We start from the raw sequence: 20,291 nt of genomic DNA on the forward strand, positions 1-20,291 counted from the left end.
AGCCGAAAACAGGTTTTGGCTATTTCCTTGCCGATGAGGAGATATGTTGGTTTTAATCGCGGTCTGCCGTCATGCGTTATAAGTTATGCCTTAAGACATTTGACTATGCGAATGGCCAAATAACAGCATCGAATCTATGCCCTTAGTTCAGAAAGGCAGCAGTTATTGTAATAATGAAAGGTCGTAAGACACTGATGCCGTGGTCGAATTATCGGGATACTCGCCGTGAACCTTTGGCCCAGCCTATATTGCGGGCAGACAAAAGTGCGACTCCCCTGCCTGCCCCATCAATTACCGGTGGTGAAAATCAAAACCGTTCCGGTCAGGGCTGATACGAATTTTTATTTTATCCGTCAATGTGATAGCGGCCTATCGCAGCGATGCAAACGCCGGATATCCATTTCAATGACATGGATAACTCCCCCATTCCCCGATAAATGCTCTGTGTTGCAAATATGCTGATTCTCCGTGCCCGGTGCCTGACATTTGAAGCCACAATAAAATTGCTAAAACAAACCGAGCCGTATAGCATAAATAGAATATATCGGCAGCTTCAGCCATGGTGTCATTTTAATTATGTTTGTTTTTACAAAAAAATTACCTGATGGCAAATTTATTCATTCACATAAAGTCGGCCATCTTATTCAGGAACCCTCAATATGTGTTTGTGAGATAGAGTTTCACACGAACAACTATCGCGATGCACTATTCACAGAGCATTCAATTCCGTTTCCAGAGAAGCTCTTCGCGGCGGTAGCAAAGCGTCGCTCAGAATATCTATGTGGGCGTATCTCAGCTCAAACGCTATTAACCGAAAAGCAAATTTATACACAGGTAACTCAATCAACAGAAGGGGTGCCAATATGGCCGGATGGATGGCTTGGTTCTATTTCTCATACAGAGCACTGTGCGATAGCGGTTATAGCTCCGCAGAATAACCGCGGCATTCTCGGTGTGGATATTGAGAATTTTAACCCCGAAGCGCTGGAGGAAATAGCCGGAACAATCACTCAAGAAAGTGAGCGAAAGCGCCTGGCGAAAAGTGAAATAGGTTATAACACTGCACTACACATCGCCTTTTCGGCAAAAGAAAGTTTCTACAAGGCACTATATCCCCAGGTAAGAAAAATTTTCGGTTTTGAAAGCGCCATAATTACCGATATAAACACGCACAATCAAAGCTTCAGCATACTGCTGACACAGGCCCTGACTCCCACCCTTCCAGCTGGATTCCAGCGCACTGGTTATTATCAACTTGATAAAGACAAAGTCGTTACCGTTATTTACTAAAATGTCATTATTATAGCCTGACCCGATTTAATACTGATGCCGGATGTTAATAATAAAATGCTTATTTAACCAATAGACAGATGACGATGGCAGAAGCTATCTAAAAATGGATAGCCACTATAATTACATTAATTTATGCGTAATCCTCAGCTTTTGAGTTTCTTATTGCCAGCGTTACTGTTCGTTCTCCCCGCGGCCAGTCGGCTCAGGTGTACCGCCATGGGCAGTTCCTCTCAAGGCCGTGACCGGGTTCTCCATCGCGGTTAGATAGCGGACATATTTTTACATTGGAAGACAGCGGGTGAGTATGGGCGACTCCTGCCCGCCATTTGCCGCCAGGGCAAAACACGATAACTTTTTAGGCTCTGCGCCCAGTCAGAGGGGCCATATTTAAACAGCCCGCAGAGGGAAATGGCCCTGACCCCGAATTTGCTCCAGTCATAATCAGGAATAACCGGCTTCATGTTGGGTGCATGTTCTGGCAACCGGCAGACTTTTCAGCAAATTCGGACGGGGTCATCCAGCCCAGCAATTGTTGTTTCACGGATAAAGGCGTACCTCATTCGGACAGCTTTGCGAAGTACGCCTAATATGTCCCGTTCGTCCGTAACCCGCGTCAGTTCCTTCTGGAGGCGTCGGATCTCAGCCTGAGCGTCTGACTGGACTTTATTAGTTGAAGAATCCGGGCCATACGTCTTTATCCAGGCATAAAGACTGTGGGTGGTGATACCGAGACGTGTTGCCACGCCGGAAACTGGATGACCGCGATCAACAACCTGTTTTACCGCATCAATTTTAAACTCTTCGGGATAACGCGTACCGCTCATGGGCACCTCTCTGTCAGCCATTTTAAATGACTCAGAGGTGTCTGTTAAACCCGTGGCCATTCATTTTGGCACAGGTGGTGTGCCGTGGGTGTGGAATGTTTCAATTGTTTTCAACCCCCAAGCCTGGCCTTTTTTACGTTCACTTTCCGTCCATATGACTGCCTGCCAGTCAGGGGCCAGGATCAAACGAGCGCCTGAGTTAGCAAGTTCTACACGGTTGCCAGCGGGTTCCCATACGTAAAGGAAAAAAGTTCCCTGAATAGCATGTTTGTGCGGTCCAGTCTCAATATGTACGCCGTTTTCAAGAAAGATATCTGCCGCACGAAGAATATCTTCACGCGTGTCAGTAGCGTAGGTGACATGGTGCAGACGACCGTTTCCGCCACCACGTTCTTCAGTACAAGCCAGATCGTAAGTTTTATTATTAATAGTGAACCAACATCCACCAAGTCGGCCATTATCTAACTGGATCATCTCCGTGACGAGCGCACCAAGGCAAGTCTCCATAAAAGCCTTAAATTCACGAACATCAGATGCCAGTAGATTTAAATGATCGAGTCGACGAGGAGAGGCTCCTCGCCCGTGGTAACGTTGGGCCAGATTTTTGAGAGATGGTCTCTCATCTTCTTCCGGCTGATAACGTACGGTATCGTAGTAAATTTCGAACACATGGCCAAAAGGGTCAGCGAAGCGGAAAGCGCGGCCATGCCCTTCCTCACTATCCACCCAGCCAATCACTTCATATTGACTGGCTTCAATAACGGCAACACGGCGCCTGAGTGCAGCTTCTGAACTCGCTCTGTAAGCGATATGCCCCACGCCGGTTGTATGATGGCGAGTAAGTTTTAAAGAATGAAATTCATAATCATCCCAGGCGCGTAACCACGCGTGATTTTCATCTTGTTTTGAAACCGTCAAACCATAGACATTGACGAAGAAATTGAGGCTCTCTTCAAACTTGTCGGTATACATCTCGACATGCCCTAAGTGCGCGATGTCAAAACAGGGCTCTGGAAATAGATTTGTCATTATATGCTTCCTATTAATTGTAGGTTTACAGAATTTGTAGAATCAAAAAGAAGATTAACCTTTCATCCACTGGCGTGGCAGTGGATTTAACCGTAATCTGCTATGATTTTTATTTATAATGTGACGGTGCTAACATGTATTGCACCACTACTCTATCGGGTTGAATTAATCACTGACCTCTCAATAAAAAATCAATATTTAGAACATTAACCTGCCGGGTTTTAACGTATGTAAATTATTATTTTTTAATGATGCATGGAGATAATACCTCCCCAACGACGGATCATCACTAACCTAAAAACACCACCAAAAAACCTCTGATTTACCGCGGAAAAGTTAATGAACGTCCTTGGATTGATGCCAGTAGAATTTGGCAGGCACAAGGCAGCAAGAATACCGACAATATAAGAAGCTATTGCCAGGCTTCCCATTGCATATCCGAGGTGGATTTGACTCGATACAATTCCGACCAGGGCAGGCATTAACGAACTAAAACCGCAGCCAAAACTTGCGCAAAACCCGGCACCACTAGTACGAACATGCGTTGGAAACATTTCAGAGAACGCTGGTGTTAACCCACAAGCCAACCCTCCCTGTAATGCCTAAGGAAAAACCCCAGGACGAGAGTCATATTTAAATTAACTTCTGCAGACAATTAGTAATAACATTATTTTTATGTAACCAAAGTCACTAAAACACCCTCTCGCTTTTGATTATCAAATATTAACTCTTATCCTTTTCTCGATTTAGCCTGCGTACAGGCATAGATGTCATCATTGAGTTAAGAAATATAGCGGAGGACATTGTCTTCGATGGAGAGGATTGAACAGTAAATTTAAAAAACCATCGACATCAGAAAACTACGTTTCTGATGTCGAAAATACCATTTGTTCTACATAATAGGGATGTATTTCCGTTCGGCATGGGACGTAAAATGCTTCACTTTCTCTCTAAATCTGCAGAATTTAATTCAAACTCACTGCTTTAAATAACCCCGGCGGGCGCGAAAAAATTCGCATAGTAAACTTTTCACTGGTGCATATAGCTACTTCAGCTTGTCTACCGCGTCTTGCCAGACAAATGGCATAAAATCATTGTAATTTATTCCTTTACTCGCCATTTTTAACGGTAAATCAGCCTGAACCTTTTGCGTTGCATTACTCATGCTGGCAGTCACGCCGGCATCTTCCAATGTTTTAACGACTTCCCTCATTTCCTCCGAACGCCTGAGGCCATGTTCAGCAACACGACTGATAAGATAATGCGGTAATTGATCGTTCCAACCTAGTGACGGAAAACTGGCATGAAGTGAGGCAAGAACAACTTGTTCCACTCCATACTGACGTGCAGCGCTAAGGCATTCAGTCGTTAACGCTTCTAACCCTTTGATCATCACACTGCGACACATTTTAATTGCCGAAACGTCACCAATATTTTCGCTGGCTGCATGAACATTACTACATCCCAGAGAAGTTAATAGCGATGCCACACGTGGAGCGACCCTGCCGCCCATTAATAGCGGTGTATCAAGCCGTTTGGGAGGAACTGGTGCCATTACGGCAACATCAAGATATTCTCCGGCCCCTTTGGCAATCGCGTGGCCGGCAGCACGTTTAGTCACCGGCGAGACGGAATTAAAGTCGAGGAAAACTTGCCCGGCGCACATCAGCGGTGCGGCCTGTTCAGCCACATCCAGTGCATTCGACGCAGTGACAAACGATAAAATTAAATCAGCATCTATCAGCACGTCAGTCAGGGAATCAGCAGGCCGAACACCTATCTGCTTAGCCCGCCCACGGAGGTGTGCAGTCTCCTGATTAACGAACTTTTTATCCCAGACAGATATTTGCGCGGCGCCCGCTAAATCCTGAGCAAAAATGAGCCCGGCTTCACCAAAGCCAATAATCGCGATACGTGTCATAAAGGTTCTCCTTATTTGCCTGCCCACAGCGATCCCGGTATGGCTACGCGCCCTTCAAACAGAAGTCGAGCTGTTCGAATCAACCCGCTGTTAACAACATCTCCCGCACTATCACACGCTAACATGACGCCGAACTCCCCAGTAGGATGTTCAATCGACAACCGCTGCTCTGAGGCATCACTCACTTTCGCCAGCCCTTCTGTAACGGAGCCTGGGATAAGACAAGCCGTTGCTACACTGACAGCACCCAGTACACCGATGGAAGCATGGCAGCGGTGAGGGATAAAGGTGCGCGTGCTCAACGTGCCGTTTTGCATCGGACGTGCGATCAATGACATTTTCGGTACGGTGCGCTGTGCTACATCTCCAAGGTTCATCAGCGGACCAGCCTGCAAGCGGATAGATTCCAGCCGCGCTTTCAGTTCCTCATCGTTATCCAACTGCTCACGTGTTTCCAGGCCAGTACGTTGCAGATCAGCTGCGCGGATCAGAACAACCGGCATGCCATTATCGATGCAGGTCACGTCAATCCCGTCAATAGAGTCACGCGCGTTACCCGTCGGTAGCAGCGATCCACAACTGGAGCCGGCGATGTCCTTGAAATTCAATATTTGCTCAGCGCCGCTACCGGGCACACCATCAATTTGTGTATCGCCTTCGTACTCCACCACGCCATTAGGCGTGGCGATACTTGATTCAGCGATTTGCCCAGTGTTGACCATAAAGATACGCACGCGGGTCACTGCTCCCTGCACCGCAATCAGCCCTTTTTCAATCGCGAATGGTCCAACTGCAGCCAAAATGTTTCCGCAGTTCTGCCCGTAATCAACCACGGCTTTATCAACATTGACTTGGGCAAAGAGGTAATCGACATCGGCATCAGGGCGCTCTGAAGAAGTAATAATCGCGACTTTACTGGTGAGCGGATCGGCTCCCCCGATGCCGTCAATCTGACGTGTATTGGGAGAGCCCATAACGGCTAGCAGCACACGATTGCGAATCGTCTTATCATCCGGCAGATCCGCGCCAAGGAAGCATGCCGCTTTTGACGTACCACCGCGCATCAGTACACATGGGATAAATGTCTGGTTCATCTTCAGATGTTCTTCAGTTCATCAAGGGAGTCGAGATAGCGCAGCCCTTTTTCAGCTAACTTCGGACGCATCTGATAGATGTCGAGTCCCAGTTCACCTGCAGCCAAACGCTTGCGTTTGCTCTCTTCGGCATCTTCACGTTTCTGCGCCGCGGCAGCCACTGCAGGCGCCCTTTGACGTGGCACAATGACAACGCCATCATCATCGGCGACAACTATGTCCCCGGGATAGACGAGTTGCCCGGCACATATCACGGGCACATTGACTGATCCAAGCGTCTCTTTCACTGTGCCCTGGGCGTAAACGACACGCGACCAGACGGGAAAACCCATTTCGCGCAGTGTTTGACTATCACGGATACCAATGTCGCCGACCAGAGCCACAACGCCTCGAGCGTGAAGAGACGTTGCCAGCAAATCGCCAAAAAATCCGTCATGGCAATCTGAGGTGGGTGCTACCAGTAAGATATCGCCCGGAAGGCACTGTTCCACGGCGACATGGAACATCCAGTTATCACCCGGCGAGACAAGAACGGTCACAGCGCTGCCTGCAACAGCACGGTTTTGTTGAATCGGCCGCACGCGAACATCCAGCAGGCCGCTTCGTTCCTGTGCTTCATGCGTTGTCGCCACGCCGTAACGAGCAAAACGTTTCACCAAATCGGCGCCAGTGCGTTCAATGTTGGTCACCACCACACCTTTCTTATTCACTACGTTCATGAGAGGTCCTCGGTTACGCGTGGGAACAGACTTTGATATCCTTCTCCGTGGCTGATCGACTTTGAAGAGGTGATGCCTACGTTACGTTTTGCCTGTACACCGCGCTGTAGAGCTACGCGCGTATAGTATTCCCAAAGATGTTCTTGTCCTGCCATACACTGGATCGCCGCATATTTCTTATCCCAGACAGGCGTAATATCCAATAGCACATCAGGCTTCCAGTTGCATTGTTCTGGCTGGTGTGGTTCGAAGCAATAAACTGGCGGGGCACCGATAATGGGTTCACCGGGGCGATAACCTTCGGCCTGAGCAATAATACGCGCTTCCTGAGTCAGGTTTGCTGCCAGAGGGTGATCGTAGTTATAAGGGTCGTTCACCGAGTGTGTGAGAACAAAATGTGGTTGAACGCTGCGGAACACATCGGCGAGGCGGAGTAGCGTCTCTTTATCTGCCCGCAGCGGATAATCACCCAAGTCAAAAAACTCAATACTGGCCCCGAGTATTTTTGCGGCTGCCTCGGCTTCTTCCTGACGACTTTGCTTCACGAGTGCTTCCGTCATGTTGCCCTTACGCCACAACTTAGCTGATTCACCGCGTTCACCATATGAAAGGCATACCACATGCACGTCATAGCCTTGAGAAGCATGCAGAGCGATCGCGCCGCCTGCACGCCATACAAAGTCCGCTGAGTGGGCGCTGACGACTAAGGTACTCTTTTTAATACTGTTTTCCATTATCTCATCCTGCTTTTGGCTGTTTAATTCATCCTGCCATGGGTTTCAGGAAGCGGATAATGCCTTTCATTGCGTCAGTTATGAGTTTTATTTATGTTGTGAATGACCGTCAACTTTGGTATTGAAAACATGAAAATAAATTCAGATGAATTTCAATTAAAAATCATGCAAATACGTGCTTTCTGCATGATTTCAGAGCAAGGAACCGTGTCGGAAGCCGCAACTAAATTATTTCGCACACAGTCGGCGATCACTCGTTCAATCCGTGATCTTGAACACACTTTACGTACGCCGTTGTTTGAGCGACATGCTACTGGCATGTTGCTTACGGAAATGGGCAAATGTGTTCTTCCTCGCGCTAAGCGCGCCATACATGAACTTCATCAGATCCCTTCGATACTCAGCAGACTTAGACAACGTGACAATGTGCGCGAAGAGGCAGAACCAATATGGTTATTTAACCTGCGTCGCCTGCAAATTTTTTTGATGCTGTATCGGCTGCATCATACGCAAAGCGTGGCGACATCACTGGGGATCAGCCAGCCGGCAGTCAGCGCAGCCTTAAAAGTTCTGGAAAAAGGAGCGGGACTAAACCTATTTCAGCGCACGCCTAAAGGAATGATGCCGACGACTGCTGGAGGCGAAATCGCACCATTTATCAGTCGCGCACTGAATGAGGTTCGTCATATCCCTGAGGATCTGGCGGCCCATCGAGGTGTATTAACTGGCACTGTACATGTTGGCGCGTTGCCGCTCTGTCGAAGTAGCATCCTGCCTGTTGCGATTACGCATATGGTCAAGCAGTTTCCTGGTATTAAAGTCGTGACGAATGAGAGCTCCTACAGCGCATTGGTGACTGAGTTGCGGTCTGGCGATATTGATTTCATTCTCGGTGCATTACGTCAAAACGATGGAGCCTCGGATATACATCACCAGGTTCTGTTCAATGAGGAGCTTATTTTACTTGCGCGCCCGCAACATCCGCTTGCCGGGCGCACTCTGACCCCAGGTGATTTAGCAATGACTCAGTGGATACTTCCCAGAGATAATACGCCTGCACGCCATTTGCTGGACCGCGCATTTGAGACGTTAAACATGCCGTCACCTCAGCCGGTGGTTGAGAGTGGTGATCTTGCGATTGTGCGTTGTCTGCTGCTGAATTCGGATATGGTCGCCGCCGTCTCTTCGCATCAACTTGAATATGAATTACGTGCAGGTATTCTCGCATCGCTGACATTAGAGCTACCAGATACACGGCGAGAGATTGGTTTTACATTTCGCCGGGGGGCGCTGCATTCGCCTGCAGCCACGGCGCTATTGCATTGCATCAGCGATCTGAAGCATTGGCATACCTAAAAGAAATTCATATGGATAATTAGCTGAATAGCGTCGGAAGCCTCTATATATGGAGGCTGGCGCATGTTTTACTTTAAAACCACAGTGTTAAACTCATCACAATATAAATTTAACTCATACCCCTAAAAGACTTTTTTGACAGACACCCCTGCTTACCCCGCTTAACGTATCTCTCGATTAATACTTTTCTCTCATCACACAGATAGCTGCCGTAGGTAGCAAATAAGAGAGCGTACCCGATGACAGCCAATAATCTGATTAATGTGAAAGCGTGGATTGATGCCCGACCTATTTCATCCTTCCAGTGGCGAGTGTTAGTGCTATGCCTGATTATCATCATGTTTGACGGCTATGACGCCGCCGTAATGGGTTTTATTGCCCCAGCACTGATAGAACAATGGGGAATCAGCCGTTCTGCGATGGGCCCGATTCTCGGTGCGGCTATGTTTGGCGTCGCACTTGGCGCACTTATCGCTGGGCCAATGTCCGACCGTTATGGACGTAAGCGGGTGATTATATTGTCGGTGCTGATGTTTTCCGCATTCAGTCTCGCCTGCGCTTTTGCCACATCACCCAGCCAAATGGCCATATTGCGCTTTATTACTGGGCTAGGACTAGGTGCTGTAATGCCGAACTGCGTGACGTTGCTGTCTGAGTATATGCCGGAGCGGCGTAAAGGCATTATGATCACCCTCATGTTCAGCGGGTTCAATATAGGATCCGGAATGGGCGGATTTATCGCAGCCGGATTGCTGTCACATTATCACTGGCCCGTAGTCTTAATTTTTGGTGGCGCACTTCCCCTCATCCTTTTGCCGCTCATGGCCTGGTTATTACCGGAATCCCCCCTCAGCCTGGTGGTACGCAAAGCGCCTCGCCTTCAAATTGCTGCATTACTTAATCGTATGGGTGGAAATTTCGGGGGCGATACCTCTTTTGTACTCAACTCACCCAACGTGAAGCGTATCAGTACCATTGCGGAGCTTTTCCGTCACGGCTTCGCCCGGGGAACAATTATTTTGTGGCTGACCTACTTTATGGGGTTATTCGTTATCTATCTTCTGAATGGATGGCTACCTACCATCATGCGGTCAGGCGGTATTTCACTCGAGCAGGCAGCCATTATCGCAGGTTTATTCCAACTCGGTGGCCCGGTAGGTGGAGTGGTTGTCGGTGCACTGATGGATAGGATGAAAGCAAAATGGGTGATTGGCGTAGTGTATTTCGTCGGTTGCGCCTGCCTGATTCTACAGGGTCTTTTAGGTCTGACTGGTGTGGGACTTGGGGTAATTATATTTATCACAGGCATGTGCATTAATGGGGCACAAAACGGACTGCAGGTTTATTCCCCCGCATACTACCCAACTGAAATCCGCGCTACCGGTGTGAGTTGGATGCATGGTATTGGTCGCATTGGTGCCATTCTGAGTTCATCAATGGGTGGGTTACTCATGGGAGCATTCCCGGATCAGTCAGCCATATTTTTCATACTTGCTCTACCCGCGCTTCTCGCTGCGGGGTCAATTATCTTACACCGTAACATCAGCCTCGATATGAAAATTAAAGGTGCGGAGCTTGGCGATATTCCGGCGCTATCTCAGACAATGAATATGAATCGCCACAGGTTTAACAGACACCTCTGAGTCATTTAAAATGGCTTGAAGAGAGGTGTCCATGAGCGGTGTGCGTCATCCCGAAGAGTTTAAAATTGAAGCGGTAAAACAGGTTGTTGATCGCGGCCATCCTTAGCGGAAAGAACTGCGGCTGATCCGTAGCGCAAAGCAGACCTGCCGCTCGCTGGCTCCATAGCGTGCCTGCAGGTCCCGGCCCCATTCGCGCCGACGCGCCAGCGTCAGTTCTTTTTTGCCAGCACATCCTGCAGCATGGCCTTGTCGAGGCTGAGATCGGCAACCAGCTTCTTCAGCCTGAGATTCTCTTCCTCAAGCTGCCGCATGTGCTTCAGCTCAGAAGGGGAAATCCCGCCGTTTTTTTTCGCACGGTATAAACGTGGCATTGGAGATGCCCGGCTTACGGCAGACTTCGGTGAATCGTGACTTTTTCATCGGCACAACCTCCGCTCAGGGGAGTCGTCATGCCGGAATTCTGTTTCTGAATGGAGCGGGATCCTGGGTCAGGGCCAGAAACTTAAGCGGGCTTTTTGCTTTCATGAATCCCCGGCTGTCTTCCCGTTGCCAGCCGCCCGATTACGCCGTATGTTGAATCCCCTTCTCTACTTCTGACTTAGTTGCTTTACGCGTTGAGGAAAAATGGAATCATTGTTTGTCTACGGCACGCTTCGCCCTGGCCACGTTAATGCACACATCATGGAAAAGATTGGCGGAGAGTGGCTGCCGGGCTATGTGCACGGCACTTTTTACGAACGCGGCTGGGGAGCCGCCGCTGATTTTCCGGGCATCGTGCTGGATAAAAATGGCCCCGAGGTTCACGGCTATCTGTTTTTATCTCCAAACCTCAGCGACCACTGGCCAATGCTGGACGAATTTGAAGATGGGTACGATCGGGTAGAGGTCGAGGTCATCACGCATGATGGCCGCCCCGTCACCGCGTGGATTTATCAGCTGCAGCCGCAGAGTTAACGGGAGACCGAAAGCAAACTCGGCCTCCTCCTATGAGTCGGTTAGTTCACGGCCAGCCGCAGCGCTAAATAGTCCGGATAAGGGTTAAAGTAATTCTGCGTCAGCAGATAGCGATCCGGATACTCCGCCAGGTAATGTTTCAGCAGCGTCAGGGGAGCGAGTATCGGCAGCAAACCGTCCCGATAGTGCAGGATCACATCCCGCAGCTCACCGCGCTGGCGGGTATTCAGCTGTGAACGAAAATACCCCTGAATATGCATCAACACATTGGTGTGATTTTTCCGCGAGGCGGGCGTTTTCAGGATGGCCATCAGTTTCTCACGGTAGGCCACAAAGAAGCTGTCCAAATCGTCCCACTGATGCAACGAGGCGACAAAAGGCCCAATGTCGCGGTAACCCGCCTGGTGGTGCGCCAGCAGCTGAAGTTTGTACCGGCTATGGAAGTCCAGTAACCCGCGGCGGCTAAGGCCATTAGCCCGCAGCGTGTTCAGCTCATGCAGCGCGAAAACGCGCTCCACAAAGTTCTCCCGCAGCATCGGATCATGCAGGCGGCCATCTTCCTCGACCGGTAGCCAGGGGTATTGCTCCAGCAGCGCTTGGGTGAACGTACCCACGCCCTCCTTGCGGCCAGGATTACCTTTCACATCGTAGAGCCTTACCCGCTCCATACCGCAGCTCGGCGATTTAGCACAAACGATAAACCCAGCCAACCCATCCAGACCCGAGACGTAGTTCGTGGCGAAATCGGTCATTTTTTCCGTGACGTCATCGTGCGGGGCCTGGCTGAAACGCATTCTGATGTCTCCCTCACCCAGTTTAACCAGCCGCAGAGCAGGCCGTGGGACAGGAAGCCCAATCGCCATTTCCGGGCAGACCGGTTTGAAAGTCACACTCTGTGCCAGCCCGTCCATCACAAAGGCCATACGCTTGTGCCCGCCGTCAAAACGCACGGTGGAACCGGTTAAACAGCCGCTGATCCCAATCACAGGTTTCGTGCTCATGGCGTGATCCTCTCTCTCACTACGCTTCACGGGTGAAGAAAAGCGTGACTATGCCTGGGGTAACCCCGGATTTTTTCATCTCGGTTTTACTGAAGTTATGTTTGTCGTCCTGGAGATACATGACGTTAGCGTATAGTTAAAACTTGCACAAATACTTAAATTTGTCCAAGTTTAGAATGTGATATTTTTAAAAGAACAACTATTTCAATGCACTAGAAACAACGAGGTGATGCGAAAGATTTCAAATTTTTGACAAAAAAGCTCGATCCACCGCGTTTTCAGCAGGTCGTTTGACGAGCATGTTGTGGAGGTAGCGAGGGGGCTAGAGGGGAATGATCTCGAGAGTAGCGCCCTGCTGCTGCCAGAGTTCAATTTGCTTTTGGCGGGCCGCCGTTAGCTTGCCGGATGTGACCAGCAGCCATTTTCGTTCAGGGAAAATATCCGGAGCCAGGACGGCGGGCGGAACGGGAAGCACGTCAATACGGTGCCCCTGGCCGGTAAGCCTGAGCGCTTCAAGCCAGATTTCACAGGGATCGCTCAGATGCCAGCCGGCAATCAGGCAGTTGTCACCGGGCGCTCTTTTATCCCCTTCGAGGCAAAACGAGGTGTAGGCGATAATGATGCCGTCAAGGATTTCGCGCAGGGTCATGATGGCCGGTACGTTAGCCGATACCTTACTGCGCAGCGGGCGCAAAACTTCCGTCACCAGTTCCGCACGAGGATATTCCCGGCCTGCATCGTAGAGAAGCTGGCGAAGAGATTCGATTTTTCCCTCATTCAGCCGCTGCAGCATGCTTTCCTGCAGGCCAGACCAATTGTTCGCCCTGCGGGCTTCAGGCCTGGCCAGCAGCGGCTTCACCTGGCTGACAGGCACCCCTTTTTTTACCCAGTCGAGAATGTTCAGCGCCTGCTGGATGTCGTCATCGCTGTACTGCCGGTGGCCGCCTTCGGAACGCAGCGGCTTAAGCAGGCCGTAACGACGCTGCCAGGCACGGAGCGTGGTGGCGTTAATTCCGCACAGCCGGGCAAATTCGCCGATAGAGTAAGACATAAGGAGCACCTGATAACCATGAATACTTACAACATACTACGGATTATACCGGGCTAAATGAAGCGCAAAACGTTCGCACTTTATTTTCAATGTGCAAAGGGAAAACGCTTCCCCTGCTACCGGCTTTGATACCCCCGCCAGAGAAACGTCTGGCCGGGTGCCAACCAGTAAAAGGGGGATTAGCTTAAATCGTGCAACTCTTTATCCAGCGCGTTACTCAGCACAATGTCTTCGAAGTTCACAGCCAGCCCGCCACGCTGCGGGGTGCAGCACATCACGCCCACCCGGCATTTGTCGAATCCTGGAAAATGCGCCAGCCTCAGTAGCGGCCAGGTTTTGCCGTCAGCGGAATACTGCAGCCGCAGGCTGTCACCTTTTCGGGTCAGGCGCATCCAGAACAGATTCGCATTACCGGGAAACACGCCGGTTGCCCAGTCGGAATGGCCCAGCGTCAGCACGCTGCCAATAGCAGGAGCGCCGTCGTTAAACTCGATGCCCGCTTTTAACCAGTGGGATTCATCCCTCAGCAGCATGATACCGGCCTGGTCGTAGAGCGCGCTAAAATCAGCTTTTACCTTCACCTGGAAGGTAAAATCCCCGCTCACATCGCAGCCATAAAAATGGCCGGAAAAACGCTCGAATCCGTACCATGTTTTGCGCCAGAAGTCGGTTTGTTCGTCGGTAACGACCGAGAGTACACCGTCGCCTTCGCGCCAGACTTTTGGCGCATTAATCCAGTAAAAATCCGTGTTCATGACATGACCTTTCCCTGTTGGATTTATCGCCAGCCCAGCTCAGGCGCAACGTGCTTCAGAATAGATTCGATGACGTGTGCGTTGTAGTCCACGCCCAGCTGGTTTGGCACGGTTAACAGCAGCGTGTCGGCTTCAGCAATTGCTTCATCCTGCGCCAGTTGCTTGATGAGCAGTTCCGGTTCAGCGGCATAGCTGCGGCCAAAAATGGCCCGGGTTTGTGCATCGATATAGCCGACCTGGTCGCCTTCTTTGCCGCTGCCGCCAAAGTAGTTGCGGTCGCGCTGATCCATTAACGCGAATATGCTGCGGCTGACGGAAACGCGAGGTTCACGCGTATGGCCGGCCTCTTTCCAGGCGGCACGATAGGCGCGGATTTGCTTCGCCTGCTGGATATGGAACGGCTCGCCGGTTTCATCGGTTTTCAGCGTGGAGCTTTGCAGATTCATACCTAACTGCGCGGCCCATTCCGAGGTCGCATTGGAGCTTGCTCCCCACCAGATACGCTCGCGCAGGCCTTCAGAATACGGCTCAAGACGCAGCAGACCCGGTGGATTAGGAAACATCGGCTGTGGGTTCGGTTCGGCAAAACCTTCCCCTTTCAATGCCTCGAGGAATACCTCGGTATGACGACGTGCCATATCAGCTTCAGTTTCCCCCTCGCCGGGCACGTAGCCAAAATAGCGCCAGCCGTCGATCACCTGTTCCGGCGAGCCGCGGCTGATCCCAAGCTGCAGACGCCCGCCGGCAATCAAGTCCGCCGCTCCCGCGTCCTCCACCATGTAAAGCGGGTTCTCATAGCGCATATCAATCACGCCGGTGCCAATTTCAATGCGTTTGGTTTTTGCCCCAATGGCCGCCAGCAGTGGGAAAGGTGAGCTTAGCTGGCGAGCAAAGTGATGCACGCGGAAGTAAGCGCCGTCGGCGCCGAGCTCTTCTGCGGCCACGGCAAGGTCGATGGACTGCAGCAGCGTATCCGCCGCAGAGCGCGTGCCTGACTGGGCGGCAGGCGACCAGTGGCCAAACGAAAGAAAGCCAATCTTTTTCATCGGATATCGTCCTTAGACTCGGGGGTAACCGGCCTACAGTGACAAAAATCCCGTCCCGATAGCCAGCAAAATATTGCGATACCGCACTAAACGAATCATCGGTTTCAGCAGGGCCCGACACAACGCCTGCCGATTGTAATCAAAAAGTAAATGTCGTATAACAGGCACCTCCGAGGGGTGTCCTGTATGGGCTGAGATGGCGCAAGCCGAACCCTTTGAACCTGATCTGGGTCATGCCAGCGAAGGGACGGTCGGCAATGACAGCTCTGTTATTGTCTGTTCATACCTCTGCGCGCCCGGATCTCCACTTACCCAGGAGGTCCTATGTACACCCCACTTTTCGAAAATGGTCTTTACGGACGACTGCGCCAGCAGGCCGGCCATCATTGGCAGGATTATGTCGCTCATCCTTTTCTGCAGCAGCTTGCCGCCGGAACGTTGCCTAAAGCCGCATTCCAGCGCTATTTGACCCAGGATTACCTTTTTCTGATTCATTTTGCCCGCGCCTACGCGCTGCTGGTCAGCAAACTCCATACGCTGCCGGAAATGCGCGCCGCGACCGCTTCCCTGAATGCCATCGTCTCCGAACTGCCGCTCCATGTGGCTTACTGCAAAAGCTGGGGGCTGGACGAGACGCAACTGGCGGCCGAGGCGGAAGCACCGGAAACCATGAATTACACCCGCTATGTGCTGGATATTGGCCATTCGGGTGACGCGCTTGATCTGCTGGCTGCCCTGCTGCCCTGCGTGGCCGGATATGCAGAAATCGGTCTTGGTCTGCTGCGTAGCCCCGACACGCTGATGGAAGGCAATCCCTATGCTAACTGGATTCGTAATTATGGCGATGAGGGCTATCTCACCGGGGTGCAGGCCGCTGTGCAACTGCTCGAAAATGTAGGCCACCAGCGTGGCGCTGAAAGCCGTTTCCCGGAACTATCGCAGATTTTTACCACCGCGACGCAGCTTGAATCCGCGTTCTGGCAAATGGGGCTGAATGCCTCATGACCGACAGCGCTACCTCACCGGGCATTCAGGTTCGCGATCTCAGCCTGCGGTTTGGCAACCAGATCATTTTTGAGCGGCTGAATTTTGATATTCCCGGCGGCAGCTTCGTTGCCCTGCTGGGCGCGAGCGGTGTCGGTAAAACAAGTCTGCTGAAAATTATCGCCGGGCTGGCGCAGGCCAGCGCCGGGAGCGTGACCTGCAGCGATGGCCGGCCCGTTGCCGGGCGTATCGCCTGGATGGGGCAGAAAGATTTGCTCTACCCGTGGCTCAGCATCGAGCAGAACGTGGCCCTCGGTTCTCGCCTGCGTGGTGAAGCGGTCGACAGCCAGTGGACGGAACATTTGCTTGAGCAGGTCGGGCTGGCAGGCTATGCCAAAGCCTTGCCAGCTTCGCTATCGGGTGGCATGAGGCAGCGCGCCGCCATCGCCAGAACGCTTTACGAAAAGCGCCCGATCGTGCTGATGGACGAGCCGTTTTCCGCGCTGGATGCCATCACCCGCACGGTAATTCAGGACCTGGCGGCAGAGCTGCTGGCAAAAAATACCGTGCTGCTGATCACCCACGATCCGATGGAAGCCTGTCGGCTCAGCCACCGCCTGCTGGTGCTGTCCCGCGGGCCCGCGGGCATCGATGATTCGCATATTATTGCCGGGCAGCCGCCCCGTGCGCCGGACGATGTTGATCTACTTCAAAGCCAGGCCGGGCTGCTGCAACAGTTGATGAGGGCCGCCGAATGAAGCCGACTGCAGACACTCATGCTACACGCCTTCGCCGTGGGCTGACCGTTTTTGCCGGGCTGTTGCTGCTTTGGTATCTGTTCACCCTCGGGAATATTCCCGCCTTTCTTTTGCCCTCTCCCGCTTCAGTTGCACGGGCCTTGTGGGATGGCCGCGATTATCTCGCCTGGCACGCGCTGGTCACCGCCTCAGAGATTATCAGCGGGCTGATTCTGGGCGTACTGCTCGGCGCAGGCCTGGCGCTGGGCATGATGTTCTCCCCCCGCCTGCAGCGCTGGCTGATGCCGCTGGTGCTCACCAGTCAGGCCATTCCGGTCTTTGCCCTGGCGCCTCTGCTGGTGCTCTGGTTCGGCTTTGGCATGAGCGCCAAAGTGGCGATGGCCGTGCTGGTGATCTTCTTCCCGGTGGTGTCGTCGTTCTTTGACGGGCTGCGGAGGGTGAATAACGACTATCTGGATTTGGCCCGCACGATGGGGGCCTCACGCTGGGCGCAGCTAAAACACGTTCGGCTGATGGCAGCCCTGCCTGCTTTTGGCTCGGGGTTGCGCATGGCCGCTGCCGTCGCCCCTATTGGGGCGATCATTGGCGAATGGGTAGGTTCCGCGGAGGGACTGGGATACGTCATGCTGAACGCCAACGCCCGCATGCAAACCGACGTCTGCTTTGCCGCGCTGTTTATTTTAGTCCTGATGACCGTTCTGCTTTGGCTGGCGGTTGATGCCCTGCTGCGGCGGCTGATTGTCTGGTCGCCTGAACACAATGAATAACCGTCTTAATGAAGGAATTAAGAAAATGAAAAAAACGCTGTGTGGTCTGCTGCTCACCGCCGCCTTCGCCGCTCAGGCTTCCGCCGCCGAAAAGCTGACCTTGGTGCTCGACTGGTATATTAATCCCGATCACGCTCCCATTATGGTAGCGGAACAGATTGGGGCTTTTAAGGCCGAAGGCCTGGACGTGAAGATTATTCCACCGTCTGACCCAGCGCTACCGCCGCGCCTGGTTGCCGCCGGGCAGGCCGATCTTGCCATTACCTACCAGCCGCAGCTGCACTTCTTTGCCGATCAGAACCTGCCGCTGGTGCGCGTCGGGACGCTGATAAACTCCCCGCTGAACACCCTGATGACGCTGGATCCAGGCATCAAATCGCCAGCGGATCTCAAGGGCAAAAAAATCGGCTATTCCGTCAGCGGGATCGAACAAGCGACGCTTGCCACTATGCTCGAGCATGAGCACGTCAAACCGGAAGATATGAAGCTCATCAACGTCAACTTCCAGCTCACCAGCGCCCTGCTGGCGGGCCAGGTGGATGCGGTGATCGGCGGCTACCGCAATATCGAAGCGCTCGAGCTGAAACTTCAGGGTAAACCACCGGTGGTGTTTAACGTCGAGGACTTCGGCGTCCCGGCCTACGATGAGCTGATTTTTGTGGCAAACCGCAAAGCGGCCAGTGAGCCTAAGATCAAAAAATTCCTCGCCGCGCTGAAAAAAGGCAACGAGTACCTGCAGGCGCATCCGCAGGAAACCTGGCAGGCCTTTGCCAAAACCCATGCGGAGCTGAATACCGAGCTGAATAAACAGGCCTGGCAGGCAAGCCTGCCGCTGTTTGCTACCGACCCGGCCAAACTCGACCGGGCCCGCTACCAGGCCTATGAGCAGTTCCTGTTTGATAACAAGCTAATCAAGAAAATCACCCCGGTGGATGACTACGCCGTAGAGCTCCACTAGGCCAGATCGCCCGGCTGCCTGCAAACGGGCAGCCGGGCATTCGGTCAGTCAAACCAGGCATCAATCGGGTCGTAATACCGCGCCCAGGCTTTAGGGCCTTCGGCCATTTCGGCATCGGTGAGTAAGGCGTACTCGAGTTTCTCGCGCAAATCCCTCTCATCCATATCAATCCCGATAAAGACTATTTCCTGGCGCGCATCGCCGATACCGTCTTCCCAGTGCTTTAAAATATGCCGGAGGCTTTCGGCGTCCTGCGGCCACTGTTCACGGGGAATGCTGGCCCACCACATCCCTGCCAGCCCCTGACGCATCACGCCGCCCGCGTGGGACCACGATCCGGCATGATGAGGGCGACTCGCCAGCCAGAAAAAACCTTTTGAGCGAATCACGCCTTTTAGCCCGCCGTCGGTCACCATCTGGAAACGCGCCGGGTGGAAGGGACGCCGGGCGCGAAAAACAAAATTCCGAATGCCGTATTCTTCGGTTTCGGGCGTGTGCTCCCCGCGTAGCTCTTTTAGCCAGCCCGGCGCCTGTGCCGCGGCATCGAAGTCAAACAGCCCGGTATCCAGAACCTGGTCAAGGCTCACCTGGCTAAACGCTGAAGTGATGATTTTTGCCCGTGGGTTAAGGGAATGCAGCACGGACATCAGGCGGCGTTTCTCTGCCTCACCGATCAGATCCGTTTTGTTGAGCACAAGAACGTCACAAAATTCGATCTGGTCAATCAACAGGTCCACCACGGTGCGTTCATCTTCTTCGCCCATGGACTCGCCGCGAGACTGAATGCTCTCGTGAGATTCATAATCCCGAAGGAAGTTAAAGCCGTCCACAACCGTCACCATGGTGTCGAGTTGGGCGATATCGGACAGGCTTTCTCCCTTGTCATCAACAAAGGTGAAAGTCTCCGCCACGGGCAGCGGTTCGGAAATGCCGGTAGATTCGATGACCAGGTTATCAAAACGTCCTTCCCGGGCAAGCTGGCTGATTTCCACCAGCAGATCTTCACGCAGCGTGCAGCAAATGCAGCCGTTGCTCATCTCAACCAGCTTTTCATCGGTGCGCGTGAGGCTTGATCCCCCCTCACGCACCAGCGCGGCGTCAATATTCACCTCGGACATATCGTTGACGATCACCGCCACTCGCCGCCCTTCCCGGTTATTTAAAATATGGTTGAGCAGCGTGGTTTTTCCGGCACCCAAAAAACCGGATAGCACGGTGACGGGCAGTTTCTTTGGCCGATTGTTAGCCTGCGTTATCGATGACATTGCAACTCCTTACTGACTACACAGTTATTATTGATATGTTATAACATAACAATAAAGGCCTGCATTGTCATGTCCGAGCAAAAAAACCAGAGGGTAGAAATGAAAAAAGCCAGCGGACGCTGGCTTTGAAGAGAAGACA

At 52.2% G+C, this 20,291-nt stretch carries 19 protein-coding genes and 1 pseudogene; 8 read left to right on the top strand and 12 right to left on the bottom strand.

The annotated features are described in order from the left end of the window. The first annotated feature begins 615 nt into the window (after positions 1-615). Positions 616-1,290 (top strand): hypothetical protein, encoded by a 675-nt coding sequence (locus VW41_14190; GenBank protein AJZ91980.1) that lies wholly within the window; start codon positions 616-618, stop codon positions 1,288-1,290. Between the two features lie 497 nt (positions 1,291-1,787). On the opposite strand, the gene VW41_14195 is transcribed toward VW41_14190, so the two are convergent. From VW41_14195 to VW41_14220, 6 genes are all read right to left on the bottom strand, one after another. Further along, entirely contained in the window at positions 1,788-2,117 is a 330-nt protein-coding gene (locus VW41_14195) for a transposase (GenBank protein AJZ91981.1), read from the bottom strand. Between the two features lie 60 nt (positions 2,118-2,177). Beyond that, positions 2,178-3,146: a catechol 1,2-dioxygenase gene (locus VW41_14200; GenBank protein AJZ90090.1), complete on the bottom strand. Its 969-nt coding sequence runs from the start codon at positions 3,144-3,146 to the stop codon at positions 2,178-2,180. A gap of 1,045 nt (positions 3,147-4,191) precedes the next feature. Further along, on the bottom strand, positions 4,192-5,067 hold the full coding sequence (locus VW41_14205; protein ID AJZ90091.1) for a 6-phosphogluconate dehydrogenase: 876 nt from the start codon (positions 5,065-5,067) through the stop codon (positions 4,192-4,194). Between the two features lie 11 nt (positions 5,068-5,078). Beyond that, positions 5,079-6,161, bottom strand: a complete 1,083-nt coding sequence (locus tag VW41_14210) for a 4-oxalomesaconate tautomerase (GenBank protein ID AJZ90092.1) — start codon at positions 6,159-6,161, stop codon at positions 5,079-5,081. 2 nt (positions 6,162-6,163) lie between these two features. Next, positions 6,164-6,880 carry a hypothetical protein gene (locus VW41_14215; GenBank protein ID AJZ90093.1) on the bottom strand — a complete coding sequence of 239 codons (717 nt, stop codon included), beginning with the start codon at positions 6,878-6,880 and terminating at the stop codon, positions 6,164-6,166. Then, entirely contained in the window at positions 6,877-7,614 is a 738-nt protein-coding gene (locus VW41_14220; protein ID AJZ90094.1) for a GlcNAc-PI de-N-acetylase, read from the bottom strand. Before VW41_14220 ends, VW41_14215 begins: the two co-directional genes overlap by 4 nt. 129 nt (positions 7,615-7,743) lie before the next feature. On the opposite strand from VW41_14220, the gene VW41_14225 reads away from it, so the two are divergent. Both VW41_14225 and VW41_14230 read left to right on the top strand, forming a co-directional pair. Then, positions 7,744-8,970 carry a LysR family transcriptional regulator gene (locus VW41_14225; GenBank protein ID AJZ91982.1) on the top strand — a complete coding sequence of 409 codons (1,227 nt, stop codon included), beginning with the start codon at positions 7,744-7,746 and terminating at the stop codon, positions 8,968-8,970. 239 nt (positions 8,971-9,209) lie between these two features. Next, positions 9,210-10,613: a 4-hydroxybenzoate transporter gene (locus VW41_14230; GenBank protein ID AJZ90095.1), complete on the top strand. Its 1,404-nt coding sequence runs from the start codon at positions 9,210-9,212 to the stop codon at positions 10,611-10,613. 209 nt (positions 10,614-10,822) lie between these two features. On the opposite strand, the pseudogene VW41_14235 reads toward VW41_14230, so the two are convergent. Then, positions 10,823-11,033: pseudogene (locus VW41_14235) on the bottom strand (transposase). Between the two features lie 204 nt (positions 11,034-11,237). Between VW41_14235 and VW41_14240 the strand changes: the two are divergent. After that, a complete protein-coding gene (locus VW41_14240; GenBank protein ID AJZ90096.1) occupies positions 11,238-11,567 on the top strand; it encodes a hypothetical protein in 330 nt (109 codons plus the stop codon). 41 nt (positions 11,568-11,608) lie between these two features. On the opposite strand, the gene VW41_14245 is transcribed toward VW41_14240, so the two are convergent. From VW41_14245 to VW41_14260, 4 genes are all read right to left on the bottom strand, one after another. Continuing rightward, positions 11,609-12,568: a membrane protein gene (locus VW41_14245; protein AJZ90097.1), complete on the bottom strand. Its 960-nt coding sequence runs from the start codon at positions 12,566-12,568 to the stop codon at positions 11,609-11,611. Positions 12,569-12,890: 322 nt separating this feature from the next. Then, positions 12,891-13,619, bottom strand: coding sequence for a MerR family transcriptional regulator (locus tag VW41_14250; GenBank protein ID AJZ90098.1), 729 nt, complete (start codon positions 13,617-13,619; stop codon positions 12,891-12,893). A 179-nt stretch (positions 13,620-13,798) separates the two neighbouring features. Continuing rightward, entirely contained in the window at positions 13,799-14,374 is a 576-nt protein-coding gene (locus tag VW41_14255) for a hypothetical protein (GenBank protein ID AJZ90099.1), read from the bottom strand. Between the two features lie 23 nt (positions 14,375-14,397). Continuing rightward, on the bottom strand, positions 14,398-15,420 hold the full coding sequence (locus VW41_14260) for an alkane 1-monooxygenase (protein ID AJZ90100.1): 1,023 nt from the start codon (positions 15,418-15,420) through the stop codon (positions 14,398-14,400). A gap of 324 nt (positions 15,421-15,744) precedes the next feature. Between VW41_14260 and VW41_14265 the strand changes: the two genes are divergently transcribed. From VW41_14265 to VW41_14280, 4 genes are read left to right on the top strand one after another with little or no spacing between them, the layout of a single operon-like run. Then, positions 15,745-16,425: a thiaminase gene (locus tag VW41_14265; GenBank protein ID AJZ90101.1), complete on the top strand. Its 681-nt coding sequence runs from the start codon at positions 15,745-15,747 to the stop codon at positions 16,423-16,425. After that, on the top strand, positions 16,422-17,162 hold the full coding sequence (locus VW41_14270) for an ABC transporter ATPase (protein AJZ90102.1): 741 nt from the start codon (positions 16,422-16,424) through the stop codon (positions 17,160-17,162). The genes VW41_14265 and VW41_14270 overlap by 4 nt, the downstream gene beginning before the upstream one ends. Next, positions 17,159-17,929, top strand: a complete 771-nt coding sequence (locus VW41_14275) for an ABC transporter permease (protein AJZ90103.1) — start codon at positions 17,159-17,161, stop codon at positions 17,927-17,929. Before VW41_14270 ends, VW41_14275 begins: the two co-directional genes overlap by 4 nt. 25 nt (positions 17,930-17,954) lie before the next feature. Continuing rightward, positions 17,955-18,887: a thiamine biosynthesis protein gene (locus VW41_14280; protein ID AJZ90104.1), complete on the top strand. Its 933-nt coding sequence runs from the start codon at positions 17,955-17,957 to the stop codon at positions 18,885-18,887. 44 nt (positions 18,888-18,931) lie between these two features. Here the strand turns inward: VW41_14280 and VW41_14285 are convergent, their stop codons facing one another. Beyond that, the gene (locus VW41_14285; protein ID AJZ90105.1) at positions 18,932-20,152 is read right to left on the bottom strand and encodes a hypothetical protein; all 1,221 of its coding nucleotides are present in this window, start codon (positions 20,150-20,152) and stop codon (positions 18,932-18,934) included. Positions 20,153-20,291: the final 139 nt, after the last annotated feature.

It is taken from the genome of Klebsiella michiganensis, assembly GCA_000963575.1.
GTDB classification, from domain to species: domain Bacteria; phylum Pseudomonadota; class Gammaproteobacteria; order Enterobacterales; family Enterobacteriaceae; genus Cedecea; species Cedecea michiganensis_A.